14 protein-coding genes are annotated in these 20984 nt (G+C 71.9%); 11 read left to right on the forward strand and 3 right to left on the reverse strand.

Annotated features, from left to right (window positions below):
- The first annotated feature begins 8 nt into the window (after positions 1-8).
- From ABD481_RS14700 to ABD481_RS14730, 7 genes are all read left to right on the forward strand, one after another.
- On the forward strand, positions 9-1448 hold the full coding sequence (locus ABD481_RS14700; RefSeq protein ID WP_344666187.1) for a diaminobutyrate--2-oxoglutarate transaminase family protein: 1440 nt from the start codon (positions 9-11) through the stop codon (positions 1446-1448).
- Entirely contained in the window at positions 1441-3681 is a 2241-nt protein-coding gene (locus ABD481_RS14705) for a pyridoxal phosphate-dependent decarboxylase family protein (RefSeq protein WP_344666188.1), read from the forward strand. Before ABD481_RS14700 ends, ABD481_RS14705 begins: the two co-directional genes overlap by 8 nt.
- On the forward strand, positions 3678-5483 hold the full coding sequence (locus ABD481_RS14710) for an IucA/IucC family protein (protein ID WP_344666189.1): 1806 nt from the start codon (positions 3678-3680) through the stop codon (positions 5481-5483). Before ABD481_RS14705 ends, ABD481_RS14710 begins: the two co-directional genes overlap by 4 nt.
- Positions 5483-6058: a GNAT family N-acetyltransferase gene (locus ABD481_RS14715; RefSeq protein ID WP_344666190.1), complete on the forward strand. Its 576-nt coding sequence runs from the start codon at positions 5483-5485 to the stop codon at positions 6056-6058. Before ABD481_RS14710 ends, ABD481_RS14715 begins: the two co-directional genes overlap by 1 nt.
- Positions 6058-7395 (forward strand): lysine N(6)-hydroxylase/L-ornithine N(5)-oxygenase family protein, encoded by a 1338-nt coding sequence (locus ABD481_RS14720; protein ID WP_344666191.1) that lies wholly within the window; start codon positions 6058-6060, stop codon positions 7393-7395. The genes ABD481_RS14715 and ABD481_RS14720 overlap by 1 nt, the downstream gene beginning before the upstream one ends.
- Before the next feature lie 2 nt (positions 7396-7397).
- Positions 7398-9197 carry an IucA/IucC family protein gene (locus ABD481_RS14725; RefSeq protein ID WP_344666192.1) on the forward strand — a complete coding sequence of 600 codons (1800 nt, stop codon included), beginning with the start codon at positions 7398-7400 and terminating at the stop codon, positions 9195-9197.
- Between the two features lie 158 nt (positions 9198-9355).
- On the forward strand, positions 9356-11461 hold the full coding sequence (locus ABD481_RS14730) for an ATP-dependent DNA helicase (protein WP_344666193.1): 2106 nt from the start codon (positions 9356-9358) through the stop codon (positions 11459-11461).
- A 143-nt stretch (positions 11462-11604) separates the two neighbouring features.
- Here ABD481_RS14730 and ABD481_RS14735 read toward each other — a convergent pair whose 3' ends face one another.
- Positions 11605-12366: a hypothetical protein gene (locus tag ABD481_RS14735; RefSeq protein WP_344666194.1), complete on the reverse strand. Its 762-nt coding sequence runs from the start codon at positions 12364-12366 to the stop codon at positions 11605-11607.
- A 231-nt stretch (positions 12367-12597) separates the two neighbouring features.
- On the reverse strand, positions 12598-13278 hold the full coding sequence (gene lexA, locus ABD481_RS14740) for a transcriptional repressor LexA (RefSeq protein WP_344666195.1): 681 nt from the start codon (positions 13276-13278) through the stop codon (positions 12598-12600).
- A 698-nt stretch (positions 13279-13976) separates the two neighbouring features.
- On the opposite strand from lexA, the gene nrdR reads away from it, so the two are divergent.
- The 4 genes from nrdR to ABD481_RS14760 all read left to right on the forward strand — a co-directional run bounded on the left by nrdR (position 13977) and on the right by ABD481_RS14760 (position 20037).
- Complete coding sequence (gene nrdR, locus ABD481_RS14745; RefSeq protein ID WP_344666196.1) at positions 13977-14432, forward strand: transcriptional regulator NrdR; 456 nt, start codon at positions 13977-13979, stop codon at positions 14430-14432.
- A 150-nt stretch (positions 14433-14582) separates the two neighbouring features.
- Entirely contained in the window at positions 14583-17537 is a 2955-nt protein-coding gene (locus tag ABD481_RS14750; RefSeq protein WP_344666197.1) for a vitamin B12-dependent ribonucleotide reductase, read from the forward strand.
- A gap of 247 nt (positions 17538-17784) precedes the next feature.
- Positions 17785-18882, forward strand: a complete 1098-nt coding sequence (locus tag ABD481_RS14755) for a Fic family protein (protein ID WP_344666198.1) — start codon at positions 17785-17787, stop codon at positions 18880-18882.
- 123 nt (positions 18883-19005) lie between these two features.
- Entirely contained in the window at positions 19006-20037 is a 1032-nt protein-coding gene (locus tag ABD481_RS14760; protein WP_344666199.1) for a M48 family metalloprotease, read from the forward strand.
- Positions 20038-20093: 56 nt separating this feature from the next.
- Here the strand turns inward: ABD481_RS14760 and ABD481_RS14765 are convergent, their stop codons facing one another.
- Positions 20094-20885 carry a dioxygenase family protein gene (locus ABD481_RS14765; protein ID WP_344666200.1) on the reverse strand — a complete coding sequence of 264 codons (792 nt, stop codon included), beginning with the start codon at positions 20883-20885 and terminating at the stop codon, positions 20094-20096.
- Between the last annotated feature and the right edge of the window lie 99 nt (positions 20886-20984).

The raw sequence follows: 20984 nt of genomic DNA on the forward strand, positions 1-20984 counted from the left end.
GAACCGCTATGCCCTCGCCCGCCCCGCCCGCCGACCGATCCACCCCCCAGGCCGTGACACCCGGCGATGGCGTGCCGGGCGGCGGCCGCCCGATCCTGGCCCGGCAGAACGCGCGCGAGTCCGCGGCCCGCACCTACGCGCGGCACCTGCCGATCGTGCCGGTGCGGGCGCAGGGCTCGTGGATCACCGGCGCCGACGGCCGCGACTACCTGGACTGCCTGTCCGGGGCCGGCACGCTGGCCCTGGGCCACAACCACCCGGCGGTGGTCGCCGCGATCCGCGCGGTGCTGGACAGCGGCGCGCCGCTGCACGTGCTGGACCTGGCCACACCGGTCAAGGACGACTTCACCTCGGCGCTGATGGAGCTGCTGCCGCCGGAGCTCGCGGCCGACTGCCGCGTCCACTTCGCCGGGCCGACCGGGGCGGACGCCGTCGAGGCCGCGGTGAAGCTGGCGCGCACCGCCACCGGCCGCCGCGGCCTGTTCGCGTTCACCGGCGCCTACCACGGCATGACCGCCGGCGCGCTGGCGCTGAGCGGGGCCACCGCGGTGCGCGAGCCGGCGGTGGCCGGCGACCCGTTCCTGACCCGGCTGCCGTTCCCGCACCCCTACCGCTGCCCCTTCGGCCTGGGCGGCGCCCTGGGCGAGGCGGCCTCGGCGGCGTACGCCCGGACCCTGATCGAGGACCCGCAGTCCGGCACCGCGCTGCCCGCCGCCCTGGTGGTGGAGCCGGTGCAGGGCGAGGGCGGCGTGGTCCCGGCCCCGGACGGCTGGCTGCGCGCGCTGCGGGCCCTGACCCGCGAGCACGGCGTGCCGCTGATCGCCGACGAGGTCCAGACCGGCTTCGGCCGCACCGGGGCGCTGTTCGGCGTCGACCACGCGGGCGTGGTGCCGGACGTGATGGTGCTGTCCAAGGCGGTCGGCGGCGGCCTGCCGCTGGCGGTCGTGGTCTACCGCGGCGCGCTCGACCGCTGGGCCGAGGGGGCCCACACCGGCACCTTCCGCGGCAACCAGCTCGCGATGGCCGCCGGCGCCGCGACGCTGCGCCACATCGCCGCCGAGGGACTCGCGGCCCGCGCGCAGGAGCTGGGGACGCGCATCCTGGACCGTCTGGCGAGATATCAGGCCCATTACCCCGTCCTCGGACAGGTGCGCGGACGCGGACTGATGATCGGCATGGAGATCGTCGACCCCGCCGGTGAGCCCGATCCGCTCGGCGCCCGGCCCGCCGGCCCGGCCGCGGCCCGCCGCCTGCGCGCGGAACTGCTCTCCCGCGGCGTGATCGCCGAGCTCGGCGGACGGCACGGCGCCGTCCTGCGCCTGCTCCCGCCGCTGACCCTGGCCGACGACGAGGCCGAGCACCTGCTCCGCGCGCTGGGACGGGCACTGGACGTGGTGGCGGAGGACCAGGAAGCGCCGCAGGCGCGGGCAGAGGTGGCGCATGTCTGAGGAATTCCAGCCCGATCCGCCGGCCGAGGCCGGACCGGACGCGCTCACCGACGGCACCGTGGCGGCCCTGGCCGAGGGCCAGATCTGCGCCGGCGCGTCGACCCCCGGCCTGGTCGGCTCCGTGGGCCAGGTGGCCCACGACATCGAGGCCGACGTGCTGCGCGGAATCCTGCGCGCCGAACCATTGGGAGCCCTCACAAAAACGGACGCCCAACCCGGATCGACCCTGTTCGGCGACGCGAACAGCTGCCACACCGAGGCGGAGCTGCTGCGGGTCGAGCCGAGTGGCGCGGTGGCCTCGGCGAGCGGGGCGCCGGCGAGCGGGGCGCCGGCGAGCGGGGTGCCGGGCGGAGTCGGCTCGGTCGCAAAGGATGGCGATAGCGCGACTGAGGCGATGCAAGTCGGGCCGTGCGGAGTCGGCGCGGTCGCAAAAGATTGCGACAGCGCGACTGAGGCGATGCAAGTCGAGCTGAGCGGTGCCGATGCGCAGCCGGATGGCGTCGATGTGGTGGCGAAAGATTGTGACACCGACTGCGACATCGAAGCCGAGGTGTTGCGCGGCGTGCTGCGCGCGGAGCCCTTCGATGCCGACCTGACCACCGGTCCGGCGCTGTCCATCGCGGCCAATCGGGCTTTCGCGAGCGCGGAGCCGTCCGTTCAGGATTCGTCCGCGTCGTCCGCTCAGGCGTCGTCCGCGTTATCCGCGTTGTCCGACCTCTCCGCCTTCGAGGCCGCCGCCCTCGCCTCCGGCCCTTCCGGCACCGGCACGCTGGCGCTGTACCTCGCCGACGTCCTCGACGGTCTGGACCGCGGTCGTGCCGACTGGCCCGGTCCGCTGCCGCCCGGCGGGCCCGCCGCGGTCCGCGACGCCGTCGCCGCCAGCGGGTTCGGTCTGTTGCCCGAGCGGGGTGCCGATCCCTTCGAGACGCTCTCCTCCCTGGGCCGTCTGCTCGCGTGGGGTGCCGCCGATCCCGGGCATCCGGACTGCGCCGCGCATCTGCACTGTCCGACCCTCGCGGTCAGCGTCGCGGCCGAGGCGGCGGTGGCCGCGCTCAACCAGTCGCTCGATTCGTGGGACCAGTCGCCGGCCGCCGGGGAGATCGAGGCCGGGGTGGTGCGGACGCTGACCCGCGCGGCCGGCTATGCGGACTCCAGCGCCGGGGTGCTGACCTCCGGCGGCACCGAGTCGAACCTCATGGGGCTGCTGCTGGCCCGGGACGACGTCCTGCGCCGCCGGTTCGACGCCGATCCGGACCTGGACGGCATCCCGCCGTTCGCGGTCGGGCGGCTGCGGGTGCTGGCCTCGGACCAGGCGCACTTCTCCGTCGCGCGCAACGCCGCCTTCCTCGGGCTCGGCGAGCGGTGCGTGATCCCGGTGGCCTCCGACCTCGACGGCCGGATGCTGCCCGAGGCCCTGGCCGAGGCGCTGGACGCGGTCGCGGACCGGGACGAGGTGGCGATGGCGGTGGTCGGCACCGCCGGGACCACCGACTTCGGCGCGTTCGACCCGCTGGAGCCGCTGGCCAAGCTCGCCACCCGGCACGGCGCCTGGTTCCACGTCGACGCCGCGTACGGCGGCGGCCTGCTGCTCGGCACCGAGCCCGACGCGCGGCTGCACGGCCTGGCCGCCGCCGACTCCGTCACCCTGGACCTGCACAAGCTCGGCTGGCAGCCGGTCCCGGCCGGCACCTTCCTGGTGAAGAACGCCGCCTCGCTGCGCACCCTGGAGAAGCGGGTCGCCTACCTGAACGCGGTCGACGACGAGCAGGCCGGCTACCCGAGCCTGCTCGGCCGGTCGCTGCGCACCACCCGGCGGGCCGACGCGGTGAAGGCGGCGGCCGCGTTCCAGGCCCTGGGCCGGGCCGGCTTCCAACGGCTGCTCGACCGCTGCCAGGAGCTGGCCCGGTACGCCGCCGAGGCGGTGCGGCGGCACCCGGAGCTGGAGCTCACCGCCGAACCGCAGCTGACCACCGTCCTGTTCCGCTATCTGCCGCCGGACCCCCGCGACGCCGACCGCGTCAACGGGGCCCTGCGGCGCCGCCTGCTCGAGGCCGGCCGCGCCGTCCTCGGGCGCACCGAGCTGGCGCGCGAGCGGCCGGGGACGCCCCCCGGCAGGGTCCGGCTCAAGCTCACCCTTCTCAATCCGCACACCACCGAACCGCAGATCGACGCCCTGGTGGCCGCGGTCGGCGCGGCCGGCGGCGCTGTGTCCGCAAGGAGCGGTCCATCATGAACACCTTCGCGGCCGACGAGCTGTCGGCCGAAGTCCTTCTCCGCTGCTGGGTCCGCGAGGCCCGGATCCCGGTCCCGACCGGCGGCCCGATGCGGCTGACCTTCCCGGCCACCGGCGTCACCGTCGAGGTGGACGTCGACGCCTGGTCGGCGGTCGGCTGGCACCGCTTCGGCCCGGTGTACCCGCTGGCGGTGCCGCACGCCAACCGCCGCTCCGGCGCGCCCAAGAACAAGGTGTTCGCGCGGCCGGCCGGGGACGAGATCACCGCCGACAGCGCCTGGACCGCCGAGTCCTGGCTGCCCCCGGCCGCCCCGCCGCCGCTGGACGCCGCGACGCTGGCCACGCTGATCGTCCGGGAGGCCGGCGGCGGCGCGCTGGCGGTCGCCGAACTGGTCGGCCGGGTGGTCGACTCCAGCCGCCGGATCGCCGCGCACCTGTCGCACGGCACCTCGCAGGGCCCGACCCGGTTCCTGTGGGCGGAGAAGGCGCTGGTCGCCGGGCACCCGTTCCACCCGGCGCCCAAGGCCCGCGAAGGGCTGTCCGACGAGGAGGCGGTGCGCTACTCCCCGGAGCTGGACGGCGAGTTCCAGCTGCACTGGTGGTCGGTGGACCCCGTCCTGGCCGTCCACGACTCGGCCGAGGCCGAGTCGGCCCCGACCCTGGTCGCCAAGCTGCTCGGCGGCGACCTGCCGCGCGGCGCCGCCCCGGACCGGGTGCTGATCCCGGCGCACCCGTGGCAGGTGCACGACCTGCGGCAGCGCCCGGAGATCCAGGCCCTGATGGACCAGGGCCTGCTGGCCGACCTCGGCCCGCACGGCCGGCCCTGGCACGCCACCAGCTCCCTGCGCACTGTCTACCGCGCCGACGCGCCCTACATGCTCAAGCTGCCGCTGGCGCTGCGGATCACCAACTCCAAGCGCGAGAACCTGCGCAAGGAGTTGCTGCGCGGCGTCGAGGTGCGGCGGATGCTGGACGCCGGCCTGGCCAAGGCGATCGCCGCCGCGCACCCGGAGTTCGGCATCGTCGGCGACCCGGCGTGGGTGGCGGCCGACACCGGCGCGCCCGGCCTGGACGTGATGCTGCGGGAGAACCCGTTCGGCCCGCTGGACCGGGTGTACTGCGTCGCGGCGTTCACCGATCTCGGCTACGGGCCCTCGCGCAACGGCCACCTGCGCGAGAACCTGCTCGCCGACATCGTCGTGGGCTCGGCCGAGCGCACCGGCGCCCGCCCCGCCGACGCGGTGCTCGACTGGTTCACCCGCTACCTGGAGGCGGTGGTGGTGCCGATCCTGTGGCTGGACTCGGCGCACGGCGTCACGCTGGAGGCGCACCACCAGAACACCCTGGTGCTGCTGGACCCGCACGGCCTGCCCGAGGGCGGCCGGTACCGCGACAACCAGGGCTACTACTTCCGCGAGTCGGCCGTGCCGCACCTGGCCGACTTCGTGCCGCGCCCCGGCGAGGACAGCGACTCGGTGGTCTGCGATGCCGTCGTGGACGAGCGGCTCACCTACTACGTGGGCGTCAACAACCTGATCGGAATGATCGGCGCGCTGGGCGCCACCGCCTTGGTCGACGAGCGCCGGCTGCTGCGCCGGGCCCGGGAGGTGCTGGGCCGGTTCGCGGCCTCGCGGCAGGCGGCCGGCCGGGCGCACCGGGTGACCGAGCGGCTGCTGGAGAGCCCGACGCTGCCGTGCAAGGCGAACCTGCTGACCCGGGTGGCCGGGCTCGACGAGCTGGTCGGGCCGGTGGAGACACAGAGCGTGTACATCCAGATCCCGAATCCGCTGGCGGTGCCGTGATGACGACGCTCTCCACCCGCGGCGGCTGGCTGCTGCCGACGCCGTTCGGCCGGTTCGAGCTGGAACCGCTGCGGCCGCTGAAGGACCTGGCGGTGCTGCACGCCTGGATGAACGACCCGGAGGTCGCGGCGTTCTGGGACCTGGCCGGGCCGCGGGAGGTGCTGGACCGGCACATCGCCGCGGTGCTGTCCGCGGCGCACGCGGAGCCGTGCCTGGGCCGGCTCGACGGCGAGGCCATGAGCTACTGGGAGCTGTACCGGGCCGATCAGGACCCGCTGGCCGACCACTACTCGGCGCGCCGGGGCGACGTCGGGATCCATCTGCTGATCGGACCGGGGTCGTTCCGCGGGCGCGGCATCGGGTCAACGCTGATCCGGGCGGTCGCGGACTGGGCGCTGTCCCGGACCCCCTGCTCGCGCGTGGTGTCCGAGCCGGACCTGCGCAACCAGCGGTCGATCCGGGCCTTCACCAACGCCGGGTTCGAGCCGCGCGGGGTGCTGGACCTGCCGGAGAAGCAGGCGATGCTGATGGTCTACGACCGGATCCTGATCCCCGAGACCCGGAGGGCCGGCTGATGGCCGCCGGGCCGGGCCCGCGGCGCTTCGACCTGGTCGGCGTCGGCATCGGGCCGTTCAACCTGTCGCTGGCGGCGCTGGCCGAGCCGCTGCGCGAGAACCACAGCCTGGAGCCGCTGTTCCTGGAGCGGCAGCCGGAGTTCTCCTGGCACCGCGGGATGCTGCTGGACGGCGCCGCGCTCCAGGTGCCGTTCCTGGCCGACCTGGTGTCGCTGACCGACCCGACCAGCCGGTTCTCGGTGCTGAACTGGCTGCGGGAGACCGAGCGGCTCTACAGCTTCTACTTCGCCGAGAACCTGTTCCTCCAGCGCCGCGAGTACGAGGCCTACTGCCAGTGGGTGGCCGCGCAGCTGCCGTTCTGCCGGTTCGGCACCACGGTCACCCGGGTGCGCCGCTCGGCGCGGGAGGAGGGCGGCTTCGAGGTCGAGTACACGGCGCCGAGCGGCCCGGCCACCGTGCACGCCGCCAACCTGGTGCTGGGCATCGGCACCGAGCCGGTGCTGCCCTTTGACATCGACGGCCAGGTCCTGCACAGCGCCGACTACCTGGTGCACCGCGACCGGCTGCGCGGCCTGGACGACGTGACGGTCGTCGGGTCCGGGCAGTCCGGCGCGGAAGTGGTGCTGGACCTGCTGCGGACCGGGGCCCCGGGCCAGCGGGTGCGGTGGCTGACCCGCACCGCCGCGTTCGAGCCGATGGAGTACTCCAAGCTCGGGCTGGAGCACTTCACGCCGGAGTACACCCGCTACTTCCACGGCCTGCCCGAGGACGTGCGGGCCGACCTGCTGCGGACGCAGGGCCGGCTGCACAAGGCGATCAGCTTCGGGACCATCGCCGACCTGCACGCCGAGCTGCACCTGCGGTCCTTCGACAGCCTGTACGGCGGCACCCTCGGCCTGGCCGGCGACACCGGCGTGACCCTGCTGCCCGGCGTGTCGGTGACCGGCGGCGGGCCCTCGGTGCGCGGCTGCGTGGAGCTGACCTGCCTGCACGAGCGGCGCAAGTGCGAGTTCAGCGTGCTGACCGACGCCGTGGTGTTCGCCACCGGCTACCGGCCCCGGCCGCCGGCGTTCCTGGACCCCGAGCTGGCGGCCGCCCTGGCCGACGCCGACCTGGAGTACCGCGTCGCCCCCGGCCTGTACGTCCAGAACGCCGAGCAGCGCACCCACGGCGTCGGGGCCCCGGACCTGGGGCTGGGGGCGCACCGCGCGGCGGTGATCCTGAACGCCGTCACCGGCCGCACCGTCTACGACCTGCCCAGGCGCGCGGCGCACACCGCCTTCGACCCTTTGGCGGCCGCCGAGCGCGATCCCGGAATCCGAATCGAGGTGTCCTGACCATGTCCCAACCGGCCCGCAACCTCCGCGCCGAGGCCGGCGCGGCGTCCGAGACCTGGCGGAAGGCGGCGCGCGCGCTGCTGGCCAAGTGCATCGGGGAGTTCTGCTACGAAGGCCTGCTCACGCCGGATCCCGATCCGGAGGCGGAGGGGGGTGACAGCTACCGGCTCGATCTGGACCACGGCGTGTGCTACCGGTTCCGGGCGGACCGGGGCGACTACGGATCCTGGTTCGTCGACGACGACTCGCTGCGCCGCTCCGAGCGCGGCGCGGAGTCCGCGCCGCACGATCCGCTGCTGTTCGTGCGCGACGCGCAGGGCCGGCTGGAGCTGCCCGGCGACACCGCCGGGCACCTGATCCGGGAGCTGGCCGCGACCCTGGCCGCGGACGTGTGCCTGGCCCGGGGCGCGATCGGCGCGGCCGAACTGGCCGAGCTGTCCTACGCCGAGCTCGAGGGCCACATGACCGGGCACCCCTGGATCGTGTTCAACAAGGGCCGGTTCGGGTTCTCGGCCTCCGACGCGCTGCGCTACGCCCCCGAGGCCCGGCACCGGGTGCGGCTGCCGTGGATCGCGGTGGACCAGGACCTGGCGGACTTCACCGCGGTGCGGAACCTGACCTCGCAGCGGCTGTACACCACCGAGCTGGACTCCAACACCCGGATCCGGTTCGGCAGCGAGCTGGTCCGCAACGGGTTCAACCCGGCCCGCTACTGGTGGCTGCCGGTGCACCCGTGGCAGTGGGACGAGATGATCCAGCCGCTGTTCGGCGCCGAGGTGGCGGCCGGCCTGATCGTGCCGCTGGGCTACGCCGACGACGAGTACCTGCCGCAGCAGTCGATCCGGACCTTCGCCAACGTGGACCAGCCGGCCCGGCACCACGTGAAGCTGCCGCTGTCGGTGCTGAACACGATGGTCTGGCGGGGCCTGCCGACCGAGCGGACGCTGGCCGCCCCGGCGGTCACCGAGTGGCTGCTGGACGTTGCCGACGCCGACCCGTTCCTGTCCGACGAGTGCCGGGTGATCCTGCTCGGCGAGGTGGCCTCGGTCGCGGTCCGGCACCCGATCCTGGACCGGATGCCGGACGTCCCCTACCAGTACCGCGAGCTGCTCGGCACCATCTGGCGCCAGCCGCTGCCGCCGCGCCTGGAGCCGGGCGAGCGGGCCCGGACCCTGGCCGCGCTGCTGCACGTCGACGGCGAGGGCCGGCCGCTGGTGGTGGAGCTGGTGGAGCGCTCCGGCCTGGACGGCGCGGACTGGCTGGACAAGCTGTTCGCCGCCATCCTGCCGCCGCTGCTGCACTTCCTCTACAAGTACGGGATCGTGTTCAACCCGCACGGCGAGAACACGGTGCTGGTCTCGGACGAGCGCGAGTGGCCGACCCGGATGGCGGTGAAGGACTTCGTCGACGACGTCAACATCTGCGAGAAGGACCTGCCCGAGCTCGGCGCGCTGCCGCCGGCGGTCGAGGCGGTGCTGATCCGCGAGTCCCCGGACTACCTGTGCCAGTTCATCCAGTCCGGCCTGTTCATCGGCCACTTCCGCTACCTGGCCCGGCTCGCCGAGCAGCACCTGGACGTGGACCGCGGGCTGTTCTGGGGCCTGGTCGCCGATCGGGTGCTGGACTACCAGGCCAGCTTCCCGCAGATGGCCGACCGGTTCGACATGTTCGACCTCTTCCAGCAGCGCATCGACCGGCTGTGCCTGAACCGGAACCGGCTGCACCTGACCGGCTACCGCGACCGCGCCGAGCGGCCGCACGTGGAGGCCGAGGGGACGGTGGCGAACCCGCTCAGCGTGTGAGCGGGCGCGGGTGCGGAACGCCGGCCTGGAACGCGGGCCGGGAACGCCGGCCCGGAACGCCGGCCCGGAACGCCGGCCCGGAACGCCCGCTCGACCCGGAGCCCGTCTCCGCCGATCCGGTCCGACCTGTCGGTCCGGATCGGTACTCTGGTGCGACCATGCCGAACTCTGGCGGGGCCGCCCCCGAATCCTCAGAAGACGACCTGACCCCCCTGCTCGACGCCGCGGTGGAGGCGTTGGGCGGTCAGACCCGTCCCGGCCAGATCGCCATGGCCCAGGCCGTGGCCGCGGCCCTCGACGACCGGGTCCACCTGCTCGTGCAGGCCGGCACCGGCACCGGCAAGTCGCTGGCCTACCTGGTGCCGGCCCTGGCGCACCACAAGCGGGTGATCGTCGCCACCGCCACCCTGGCGCTGCAACGGCAGCTGTTCGCCTCCGACCTGCCCCGGCTGGCCAAGGCGATGACCCCGCTGATCAACCGGGAGCCGGCCTACGCGCTGCTCAAGGGCCGCAACAACTACGTCTGCCTGAACAAGGTCGAGGGCGGCCAGGCCGACGACGGCGACCAGGACGTGCTGTTCGACCCGCTGGCCGTCGGCAAGCTCGGCGCCGAGGTGCTGCGGGTCCGGGACTGGGTCGAGGAGACCGAGACCGGCGACCGGGACGACCTGTCGCCCGGTGTCTCGGACCGGGCCTGGGCCCAGGTGTCGGTCTCGGCCCGGGAGTGTCTGGGCTCGAAGTGCCAGTACTTCGAGGACTGCTTCGCCGAACAGGCCAAGGAGCTGGCCCGGTCCGCCGACGTCGTGGTCACCAACCACGCCCTGCTGGCCATCGCCGCCATGGACTCCGACGTGCAGGTGCTGCCCGAGCACGACGCGGTGATCGTCGACGAGGCGCACGAGCTGGTCAACCGGGTCACGTCGGCGGCCACCGGCGAGCTGACCAAGAGCGCGGTCGAGCGCGCCCACCACCGGGCCGACAAGTTCGTGAAGGAGACCACCGCCGCCAACCTGGCCGTGGCCACCCTGGACTTCACCGAGGCGCTGGAGAACTCCCCGGAGGGCCGCTTCGCCCGCGGGCTGCCCGAGGAGCTCGGCGCGGCGCTGTCCGCGCTGCGCGACGCCAGCCGGGCCGCCCTGACCGACCTGGCCAAGAACAAGGGCGGCGACCTGGACATGGACGGCGCGCGCAAACAGGCGCGCGCGGCCTGCGAGGCCGTGCACCAAGTCGCCGAGCGCATCCTGGAAGGCTCGGACCAGGACGTCGTCTGGCTGGAGCGGACCGAGTTCCGGGGCGTCAAGAGCTCCACGGTGAAGATCGCACCGCTGGGCATCGAGTCGCTGCTCCGGTTCCGGATGTTCGCCCGCAACCCGGTGGTGCTGACCTCGGCCACCCTGAAGCTCGGCGGCGACTTCACCGGGGTGGCGGCCAGCGTCGGGCTCAACGGCGGCGAGCGGATCGAGCTGGACTTCGTGCCGGAGAAGCCCGAGGAGCTCTACGACGCCGCGGTGAAGCTGCTCCGGGACGGCGACAGCGACGGCGAGGAGTTCCTGGACATGGTCCAGAACCTGCCGCAGCACTGGCGCGCGCTCGACGTCGGCTCGCCCTTCGACTATCCGAAGCAGGGCATCCTCTACGTCGCCCGGCACCTGGACGCGCCGAGCCGCGACGGCATCCGGGACGACCAGCTGGACCTGCTGGCCGATCTGATGGACAACGCCGGCGGCCGCACGCTGGGCCTGTTCTCCTCGATGCGCGGCGCCCAGACCGCCGCGGAGAAGCTGCGGGAGAAGATCGACCTGCCGATCCTGTGCCAGGGCGAGGACTCGCTGGCCGAGCTGCTGCGCAAGTTCGCCGAGGACCCGCAGACCTGCCTGTTCGGGACGCTGTCGCTGTGGCAGGGCGTGAACGTGCCGGGGCCGTCGCTGCAACTGGTGGTGATCGACCGCATCCCGTTCCCGCGGCCGGACGACCCGGTGGCGGCGGCGCGGACCGAGGCCGTGGGGCGCAGTGGCGGCAACGGCTTCATGGCCGTCTCCGCCTCGCACGCCGCGCTCCTGATGGCCCAGGGCGCCGGCCGGCTGATCCGCGCCATCGACGACAAGGGCGTGGTGGCGGTGCTGGACTCCCGGCTGGCCACCGCGCGCTACGGCGGGTTCCTGCGGTCGTCGATGCCGCCGTTCTGGCAGACCGACGACACCGACCGGGTGCTGAAGTCGCTGCGGGCCATCGACGCGATGGCGAAGGCCGCCGGACAGAACTGACTCCTGGGTCCTGGCACCGGGTTTTGACGCCGAGTTCGGTTCTGTCCGGCGGCCGTGCCGAGCGCTGCTCAGCGCTCGGCACTCTGCGCGCCGCTCAGTGTGTCTTGATCACCGCGTCCTGATCATCGTGTCCTGCGCGCCGCTCACTGCTCGGGCGTGTCGGCGCTCTCGGCGGAGCTGATGGCGTCGGCCGGCTTGTCCAGGTAGAGCCCGAGCTTGGCCTTGGCCACCTTGGCCGGTGCCGGCAGCTTCAGGTCCTGGACGTCCTTGCCGCTGGTGTCCGGCGTCGGGTTGGCGGTCACCGACAGGTAGGTGTAGCCGTCGACGGCGTTGGAGGCGTTGCCCGGGTTCAGGTCGATGGCCGCGTACTGCGTCGCGCCGCTCTTGATGATCAGCGGGCCGCCGCCCAGGCCGCTGGGAATCAGCGGGCGGGTCTGCTCCGGGCCGCCGCCCGGGCCCGCGGTGATCCACACGTAGGGCAGGTACTGGAGCTCGCAGTCCGCGCCGGTGTTCTTCACGGCGATGACCTGGACGGAAGCCTTCTGACCCGCGATGGCGGGCGCGAGCGAGGCGTTCAGCTTGGCGTTGTCGCAGGCGGCCGGGATCCCCGCGGCGCTGCCGGCCTTGCTGGAGCTCTTGCCGGACGGGCTGGAGGCGGACTTGGCGGACGGGCTCGACGAGGTGCCGGAGGACGCGCCGGAGGCGCTGGAAAGGCTGGACGAGGCGGTACCGGCGGTGCCGGTCGTACCGGAGGCGGAGGAGGTCACACTGGGGGTGGCACCCGCCGGGGACCCCGAGGCGGCGGGTTGCTGGGCGGCGGGCTTCGCCGTGTTCGACGAACAGCCGGTGGCGGTGAGGGCCACCAGCGCGCTGCCGGCCAGGAGTGCGTACTGCAGACGGTTCATGTCCTGGTGACGTGCGAGTCCGTATACAGGTTGCTTACAGATAGGAAAATCGCTTGATATCGGCGCCGCCGTGATCCGCTGTGTTCCCGCCGGGACCGTGGTCGTCGGCCGGTGGATCGCGGCGGCGCCGAGGCGCCGGAGCGCCGTGCGCGGTGCTGGTCGCAGTGCTGGTCGCGGTGCTGGTCGCGGTGCTGATCGCAGCGCTGGTCGGGGTCGGGTCCGGGTGTCCGCTCAGAGGCGGCGCAGCACCGTCACCACCCGGCCCAGGATCACCGCGTCGTTGCCGGGGATGGGCTCGTAGGCGGCGTTGCGGGGCAGCAGCCAGACCGCGTTCGCCTCCTTCTTCAGCTCCTTGACGGTGGCCTCGCCGTCGATCATGGCGGCCACGAACTCGCCGTTCTCGGCCTGCTTCTGCTGGCGGATGACGACCACGTCGCCGTCGCAGATCGCGGCCTCGATCATCGAGTCGCCGACCACCTTCAGGGCGAAGAACTCACCCTCGCCGACCATCTGCTTGGGGATCGGGATCAGCTCCTCGACCCGCTCCTCGGCCAGGATCGGACCGCCGGCCGCGATCCGGCCGACCAGCGGGACGTACGCCGGCTCCGGGGAGTCCCCGCCGCGCGGGGCGGAGTCGGCGCCGCGCACGATGTAGGCCCGCGGGCGGTTGGCGTCGCGGTGCAGGTAGCCCTTGCTCTCCAGGGTCACCAGCTGGTGCCGGACGCTGGAGGTGGACTGCAGGCCGACGGCCTCGCCGATCTCGCGCATCGACGGCGGGTAGCCGCGGCGGCGGACCGAGTCGCGGATGACGTTCAGGACCGCCGTCTGGCGCTCGGTCAGGCGCGGCGACGGGACGTGCCCGTCGTGCGGGCCTGGAGGGGTGACGGTCGGGTTGGTGCTCCGGACGGCCATGGCTTTGCGGCTCCTTCGCCATTGAGCTGGGCGGTGGTTGTGCTGGATCGACGGTTAGCTCGGATCAACCGTAGCGGCTCCCACCCCCAGGGTGACGAACGGCTGTTCGACCCCGGGGCGGGCGCCGCGGGCGTACGGAATGTCTAACGCGGGACCGGCGGGAAGGTAACGGCCGATTCCACACTCCGTTCGGATCCGGTCGCGGACCGCTCGTCCGTTCGGTCGGCCGGCGGCCGGCGGGCGGGGGCGGACGGGTCGGGAACGGGCCGTCGATCGGGCCGGTGATCAGGTCGCCGATCAGGTCGCCGATCAGGCCGGGGGCCCGGCCGCCGGGGGTCCGGCACCGGCCGGACCGGAGCCGGCCGTCCGGCGTTGGTCCGGTCGGGTGGAACCGGAAAGAATCTTGGGCGTTCGAACAGCGCCCCGGGCTTGCCCCCGTAGCTGCGACGATCGCGAACGGTAGTCCCACGAACCCCGTTCACCCCTTACGCGACACGCCGGTCCGGGTTGCGAGCGGTGTGGCGGCTGCCCTACGGTACCCCTACATCTTGTGATTGGAATAGCGTTCACGCTCCACTGGTTGTGGTTAGTACAACACAGCGGAGGGTGACGCCAACCCGTCGCGCCCGCCCCGGCACCGGTCCCACGCCGGCGGCGGCCACCGGTCCGGATCGTGCCGCGAGGAGGCGCCGAGCATCATGCACTGCCCCTTCTGCAAGCACGACGACAGCCGGGTCGTCGACTCCCGCAGTTCCGAGGACGGCAACTCGATCCGCCGGCGGCGGCAGTGCCCGGAGTGCGGGCGCCGCTTCACCACGGTGGAGAGCGCCCAGCTGGTGGTCATCAAGCGCTCCGGGGCGACCGAGCCGTTCAGCCGGGACAAGGTGGTCGGCGGGGTGCGCAAGGCCTGCCAGGGCCGGCCGGTGACCGAGGGCCAGCTGGCCGTGCTGGCCCAGCGGGTCGAGGACGTGCTGCGGGCCCAGGGCTCGGCCGAGATCCCCACGCACGAGGTGGGGCTGGCGATACTCGGGCCGCTCCGGGAGCTGGACACGGTCGCCTATCTGCGCTTCGCGTCGGTGTACCGGGCCTTCGAGTCGCTGGAGGACTTCGAGGCCGAGATCCTGATGCTGCGGGCGGACAGCGAGCGGACGTAAGCCCAGGCGGGGTGGGTCCGCAGGAATAATTGAGATTTTCGCGGGGCCGTCCACTGCGGCCCGGCGATTCAGAACTTGATCAATTCCGTAGGCGCGAGGGGCGCCCGCGGGGTGTCGGATGGGTTTCCCAGGACGGGAGAGGTTAGAAGGATGACGGAGACGGCTAGCGGACCGCGCGGCGCGGCGTCGGCTCGCGGCAACGGGAAGGCTCCCATCAAGCCCGGGCAGGTCGTGCCGGCGCAGCCGGCCACGGTCGGGCACACCCCCGCCCGGGGCGGCAAGGGCATGGCGATCGAGCGGATCCACACCACGCCCGGCGTGCACCCGTACGACGAGGTCGAGTGGGAGCGCCGCGACGTCGTCATGACCAACTGGCGGGACGGCTCGATCAACTTCGAGCAGAAGGGCGTGGAGTTCCCGGCGTTCTGGTCGGTGAACGCGGCCAACATCGTCACCACCAAGTACTTCCGCGGCGCCGTCGGCACCCCGGCCCGCGAGTGGTCGCTCAAGCAGCTCATCGACCGGATCGTGAAGACCTACCGCAAGGGCGGCGAGGACCACGGCTACTTCGCCACCGACGGCGACGCCGAGGTCTTCGAGCACGAGCTGGCCTACGCGCTGCTGCACCAGATGTTCAGCTTCAACTCCCCGGTCTGGTTCAACGTCGGCACCAAGTCCCCGCAGCAGGTCTCGGCCTGTTTCATCCTGGCCGTCGACGACTCGATGGACTCGATCCTGAACTGGTACCGCGAGGAGGGCCTGATCTTCAAGGGCGGCTCCGGCGCCGGCCTGAACCTCTCCCGCATCCGCTCCTCCAAGGAGCTGCTCTCCTCCGGCGGCAACGCCAGCGGCCCGGTGTCCTTCATGCGCGGCGCCGACGCCTCGGCCGGCACCATCAAGTCCGGCGGCGCCACCCGCCGCGCCGCCAAGATGGTGGTGCTGGACGTGGACCACCCGGACATCGAGGAGTTCGTCCAGACCAAGGCGCGCGAGGAGGACAAGATCCGCGCGCTGCGCGACGCCGGGTTCGACATGGACCTCGGCGGCCGGGACATCACCAGCGTGCAGTACCAGAACGCGAACAACTCGGTCCGGGTCACCGACGAGTTCATGACCGCCGTGGCCAACGGCGAGCGCTTCGGCCTGCGGGCCCGCACCACCGGCGAGATCATCGAGACCCTGGACGCCAAGAAGCTGTTCCGCGACATGGCGAAGGCGGCGTGGGAGTGCGCCGACCCGGGGCTGCAGTACGACGACACGATCAACGCCTGGCACACCAACCCCGAGACCGGCCGGATCACCGCGTCCAACCCGTGCTCGGAGTACCTGTCGCTGGACAACTCCTCGTGCAACCTGGCCTCGCTGAACCTGATGAAGTTCCTGCGCGAGGACGACAGCTTCGACACCACGACCTTCGTGAAGCTGGTCGAGCTGGTGATCACCGCGATGGACATCTCGATCTCGTTCGCGGACTTCCCGACCCCGGAGATCGGCCAGACCACCCGCGACTACCGGCAGCTGGGCATCGGCTACGCCAACCTGGGCGCGCTGCTGATGGCCACCGGCCACGCCTATGACAGCGAGGGCGGCCGCGCCATCGCCGCCGCGATCACCTCGCTGATGACCGGCGCGGCCTACCGCCGCTCGGCCGAGCTGGCCGGCGTGGTGGGTCCGTACAACGGCTTCGCGCGCAACGCCCAGCCGCACGCCGCCGTGATGCGCAAGCACTCCGAGGCGGCCGAGGCCTACCGCCCGGTGGAGGAGTTCGACCAGCGGATCCTGGAGCTGTCCCGCGCCGAGTGGAAGCGCGGCCTGGAGATCGGCGCCCGCAACGGCTGGCGCAACGCGCAGGCCTCGCTGCTGGCCCCGACCGGCACCATCGGCTTCATGATGGACGTCGACACCACCGGCGTGGAGCCGGACCTGGCGCTGGTGAAGTTCAAGAAGCTGGTCGGCGGCGGCTCGATGCAGATCGTGAACAACACCGTGCCGCGCGCCCTGAAGCGCCTGGGGTACCAGCAGGAGCAGATCGAGGCCGTCGTCGAGTACATCGGCGAGCAGGGCCACGTGATCGATGCCCCGGGCCTGAAGCCGGAGCACTACTCGGTCTTCGACTGCGCGATGGGCGAGCGCTCGATCGCCCCGATGGGCCACGTCCGGATGATGGCGGCGATCCAGCCGTTCCTGTCCGGGGCCATCTCCAAGACGGTGAACATGCCCGAGGAGGCCTCGGTCGAGGACGTCGAGGAGATCTACTTCGAGGGCTGGAAGCTGGGCCTGAAGGCGCTGGCGATCTACCGCAACAACTGCAAGGTCGGCCAGCCGCTCCAGGACGCGAAGGGCCAGAAGGCGGCGGCCGCCGCGGCCGCCGCGACCGCCACCCCGGCCCCGCCGGCCGCCCCGCTGTCCGCCGTGGCCCACCCGGTCCGCAAGCGCCTGGGCAAGAGCCGCCGAGGTATCACCAGCTCCTTCTCCGTCGGCGGCGCCGAGGGCTACATGACCGCCAACGCCTACGACGACGGCGACCTGGGCGAGGTCTTCCTGAAGATGTCGAAGCAGGGCTCGACCCTGGCCGGCATGATGGACGCCTTCTCCATCGCCATCTCGGTGGGCCTGCAGTACGGCGTCCCGCTGGAGACCTACGTCGCCAAGTTCACCAACATGCGCTTCGAACCGGCCGGCATGACCGACGACCCGGACGTCCGCATGGCCCAGTCGATCATCGACTACATCTTCCGCCGCCTGGCCCTGGACCACCTGGACTTCGACACCCGCGCGGCCTACGGCATCTACACCAACGAGGAGCGCCAGCGCCAACTCGAAACCGGCAGCTACCTCCCGGACGACAGCGAGGAACTCGACCACGAGACCCTCGCCCAGTCCGCCCCGATAGAGCACCGGTCCGAGCCGGCCGCCCCGGCGAAGCAGACCACCCCGGTCCCGGTCGAGACCCCCAAGCGCGTCGGCTCCTCGACGGAACTGCTGGAGGCCAAGCTCGGCTACGCCGCGGACGCTCCGCTGTGCCTGACGTGCGGGACGAAGATGCGACCTTCGGGGAGCTGCTATGTGTGCGAGGGGTGCGGGTCGACGAGTGGGTGCAGCTGACCCTGAGCACTGTTGAGCGGTAGACAGTCAGGTCACAGGGGACGCCGACGATTATGTCGGCGTCCCCTGTGAGCTCTCAGGGCGTGGGCGTGTTCGAGCTGACGCAGCACACCCTGCCGTTCTTCCCCTCGGCTGTCGGTCGTGTTGCTGCCACCCTTGCCACTCGTAGTTGATAAGTTCAATTGAGTAAAGGGTGGGTGTATCAAAGAGGCGTCTGGCCCGAAAGTGGCAGGTAGGAGCGCGGCTGGTGGTGGGTAGAGGGCGTCCAAGCCGGGCTACTGTGTACGAGCGTCTTGATCGAGCCTTGGTGGAGCTCAACGAGCGGTTCGGCGGATTGCCGAACCCCAAGGAAGCCCAGTCGATCTGGGACGATATCTGGCATCTGGAAGCACACCACTCCACGGCGCTGGAGGGGAACACTCTCGTCCTTCGCGAGGTGCAGACCCTCCTGGAACAGGGCCGGGCGGTCGGAGCCAAGCCACTCGGGGAGTACAACGAGGTGCGCGGCTATGCCGACGCTGCGCAGTGGGTATATGGCCAAGCATTGGAGCCGGGTGACTGGCACGACGGTCGGCTTCTTACGCTTGCCGAGGTCCGTCAAGTGCATCACGCCGCCATGACTCCCGTTTGGGACGTGGCACCGCATCCTGATGCGAAAAGCAGCGAAGGACCGGGCAGTTTTCGCGAGCACGACATTCATCCATTCACGGCGGGCATAACGCCACCCGCGTGGCCGCTCGTCCCGGTGCGAATGCAGGAATGGGTCGCGGAGGTGTGCCTTGTCGGTGAACGGCTCGCGAGCGCCGCGTCGGATCAGCCGCTTCCCTCGGATCAGCCGCTTCCCGAGGTGCTGGCGCGCTTGCACAACGAGTTCGAGCAAGTGCATCCGTTCATTGACGGGAACGGCCGAACTGGGCGGCTCGTGCTGAACCTCGTGCTCGTCAGGCTCGGGTACCCTCCGGTCGTCATCTTCAAGCGACAACGCGAGGCGTACCTGTCGGCGATGCAACGAGCCGACGCCGGCGACTACGGCTCGCTGGGAGAGCTGATCGCCCGAGCGATGATCGACAGCCTTAACAGCTTCATTGTGCCGAACGTCGCCGGCCCGGCCCGCTTGGTACCACTCGCGGCTCTGGTCGACGTGACGACAACCCTGGCCGCTTTGCGGCAGGCGGCCCAGCGAGGTCGGCTTGATGCCGTGCAGGGAGCCGATGGCATCTGGAGAAGCTCACGAAAGGCGGTCGACGCCTACAAAGCCTCCAAACATCAGCGGCGCCCGGTGGTGAGTACCGCAGCTTCCGAACAAGCATCGTCCATCAGAATCCGCAGGGCTGATGTGGCCTGACCGATAGGCAGAGCCATAGGCCACAGGGCGAAGCGTTCGTACACAGCAGGTCCCGCGAGGAATCGGCGCAGCCCCCCTCCCCACGTATGAGAACATTGCCTCTCGCGAAAACGGGGAGGGGTCATGCGCGTTGGGGTCCGTGCTGCCGTCGCGGCACTGTTGCTTCTGTCGTTCTATGCGTTGCTGGCCGCCGTGACCTGGTTCGGGGTGCTGATTGTTCGGCGTGCCTTCCACGATCCGGCCTACGCTGCGTCGGCCCGTGTCGCCGTTGCGCTGTTCGGGCTGCTGTTCATGGTTCCGGCTATCCGGGTTCTGAACACGGCCGTTCGTAAGCAGCCGCCGGTGTTGTCCGGAGTCGGGGTGTCGCGGGAGCAGCAGCCTGAGTTGTGGGCTCTGGTCGAGCAGTTGGCGCGGGCCTGTGGGGTCGCGGTCCCGACCCGGATAGTGGTCACCGGGGAGGTCAACGCCGCGGCGCAGAGCTCTGCTGCGTGGTTCGGCACGCTGCGGCGGGAGCGGACCGTCTACCTGGGGCTGCCGCTGCTCGCCGCGCTCGATACCGCGCAGGCCGCCGGGGTGCTGTGCCACGAGTTGGGCCATCACGCCTCCGGCGACTCACGGCTGTCGGCGTTGACCTACCGCTCCACCGACGCGCTGCTCGCCACCTTCCGCAAGGGCCGCCTTTGGGCGGTGAGCCAGCTGACCGAGCGTCTCTTCTCGGTGTTCGCCGGCCTCTATCTCAGCGTCACCTTCGCGGTGCGCCGCAGGCAGGAGTCGAGCGCGGACCAGCTTGCTGCGCGGGTCGCGGGCTCCGAGGCGGTCGCCACCGCGCTGGACGCCATCCCGCTGACGCGCGCCGCCTATGCTGCCTACTTGCAGGGCGCCACCTCCGAGGAGCCGAGGACGCCCGCGGAGCTGGCCGCCGATCTGGACGGCTTCCGCGAGCTGCTCGACTCCGACGCTGTCCGCCTCGTTCCCGGCCCCGACAAGCGCCCGAACCTGTTCGACTCGCACCCGCCGCTGGCCGAGCGTGTCGCCGCGATCCGGAAGACGGCGCACGAGGCCACCGTGTCCATCGCCCCCGGCAGGGCCATCGGCCTTGTCCGTGAGCCCGCGGGTCTCGCCCGCGCGGTGGCCGCGCTTTCGGAGACCGCCTGACGTCTCAAGACCGCCTGACCTCAAGCGCCTGACGTCTCAAGCCGAGCGTCAGCCTCTCACCCGAACTGCACCGACCGCTTCGCCAACCCCATCCAGAACCCGTCGATCACACTCTCCTGCGTCCCCAGCTGCTCCTCCGCCGCCCCCAGCGTCACGAACAGCGGTGCGAAGTGCTCCGTGCGCGGATGCGCCAGCTTCCCCGCCGGCGCCTTGTTCTCGAAGTCCAGCAGCGCGTCCACGTCGCCGGCGGCCAGTGCCCGCTTGCCCCAGTCGTCGAACTCGGACATCACCGAGTGCACGCGGCCGTCCTGGCTCAGCGCCCGCAGGTTGTGGGTGAAGAAGCCGCTGCCGACGATCAGCACGCCCTCGTCGCGCAGCGGCGCGAGCCGCCGCCCGATCGCCATCAGCTGCTCCGGCTCCAGCGTCGGCATCGAGATCTGGAGCACCGGCACGTCGGCCTCCGGGTACATTTCCACCAGCGGCACGTACGCCCCGTGGTCCAGCCCTCGCTCCGGCTCGTCCTGGACGTCGACCCCGCCGGGACCGTGCAGCAGCTTCCGGACGGACTCGGCCAGCGCGGGCGCGCCCGGCGCCCGGTACTGCACCTCGTAGTAGTGCTGCGGGAAGCCCCAGAAGTCGTAGACGAGCGGCACCGTCTCGGTCGCCCCCAGCGCGAGCGGGGCCTCCTCCCAGTGCGCCGACACCATCAGCACCGCCTCGGGCTTCGGCAGGTCGGCGCTCCAGGCGGCGAGCTGTCCCGGCCACAGCGGGTCGTCGGCCAGCGGGGGAGCGCCGTGGCTCAGGTAGAGAGCCGGCATCCGTTCGGGGGAGGTGGTGCTGGTGCTCATGGCGATCTCCACACGAGTCGGCGGGGTGTTTGGCGGGGGCGTTCGGCGGGAGGTGTTCGGCAGGAGTGTTCGGTCCGGGCAGTCCGGGCAGTCCGAGCG

Origin of the sequence: Catenulispora yoronensis (genome assembly GCF_039531695.1) — a bacterium.
GTDB classification, from domain to species: Bacteria; Actinomycetota; Actinomycetes; order Streptomycetales; family Catenulisporaceae; genus Catenulispora; species Catenulispora yoronensis.

Excerpts from the sequence above, each read along its gene's own strand:
- ABD481_RS14700 (WP_344666187.1), top strand. The coding sequence starts at position 9 with ATGCCCTCGCCCGCCCCGCCCGCCGACCGATCCACCCCCCAGGCCGTG.
- ABD481_RS14715 (WP_344666190.1), top strand. The coding sequence starts at position 5,483 with ATGACGACGCTCTCCACCCGCGGCGGCTGGCTGCTGCCGACGCCGTTC.
- ABD481_RS14720 (WP_344666191.1), top strand. The coding sequence starts at position 6,058 with ATGGCCGCCGGGCCGGGCCCGCGGCGCTTCGACCTGGTCGGCGTCGGC.
- ABD481_RS14750 (WP_344666197.1), top strand. The coding sequence starts at position 14,583 with ATGACGGAGACGGCTAGCGGACCGCGCGGCGCGGCGTCGGCTCGCGGC.
- ABD481_RS14730 (WP_344666193.1), top strand. The coding sequence starts at position 9,356 with ATGCCGAACTCTGGCGGGGCCGCCCCCGAATCCTCAGAAGACGACCTG.
- ABD481_RS14765 (WP_344666200.1), bottom strand. The coding sequence starts at position 20,885 with ATGAGCACCAGCACCACCTCCCCCGAACGGATGCCGGCTCTCTACCTG.
- ABD481_RS14735 (WP_344666194.1), bottom strand. The coding sequence starts at position 12,366 with ATGAACCGTCTGCAGTACGCACTCCTGGCCGGCAGCGCGCTGGTGGCC.
- ABD481_RS14710 (WP_344666189.1), top strand. The coding sequence starts at position 3,678 with ATGAACACCTTCGCGGCCGACGAGCTGTCGGCCGAAGTCCTTCTCCGC.
- lexA (WP_344666195.1), bottom strand. The coding sequence starts at position 13,278 with ATGGCCGTCCGGAGCACCAACCCGACCGTCACCCCTCCAGGCCCGCAC.
- ABD481_RS14725 (WP_344666192.1), top strand. The coding sequence starts at position 7,398 with ATGTCCCAACCGGCCCGCAACCTCCGCGCCGAGGCCGGCGCGGCGTCC.
- nrdR (WP_344666196.1), top strand. The coding sequence starts at position 13,977 with ATGCACTGCCCCTTCTGCAAGCACGACGACAGCCGGGTCGTCGACTCC.
- ABD481_RS14760 (WP_344666199.1), top strand. The coding sequence starts at position 19,006 with ATGCGCGTTGGGGTCCGTGCTGCCGTCGCGGCACTGTTGCTTCTGTCG.
- ABD481_RS14705 (WP_344666188.1), top strand. The coding sequence starts at position 1,441 with ATGTCTGAGGAATTCCAGCCCGATCCGCCGGCCGAGGCCGGACCGGAC.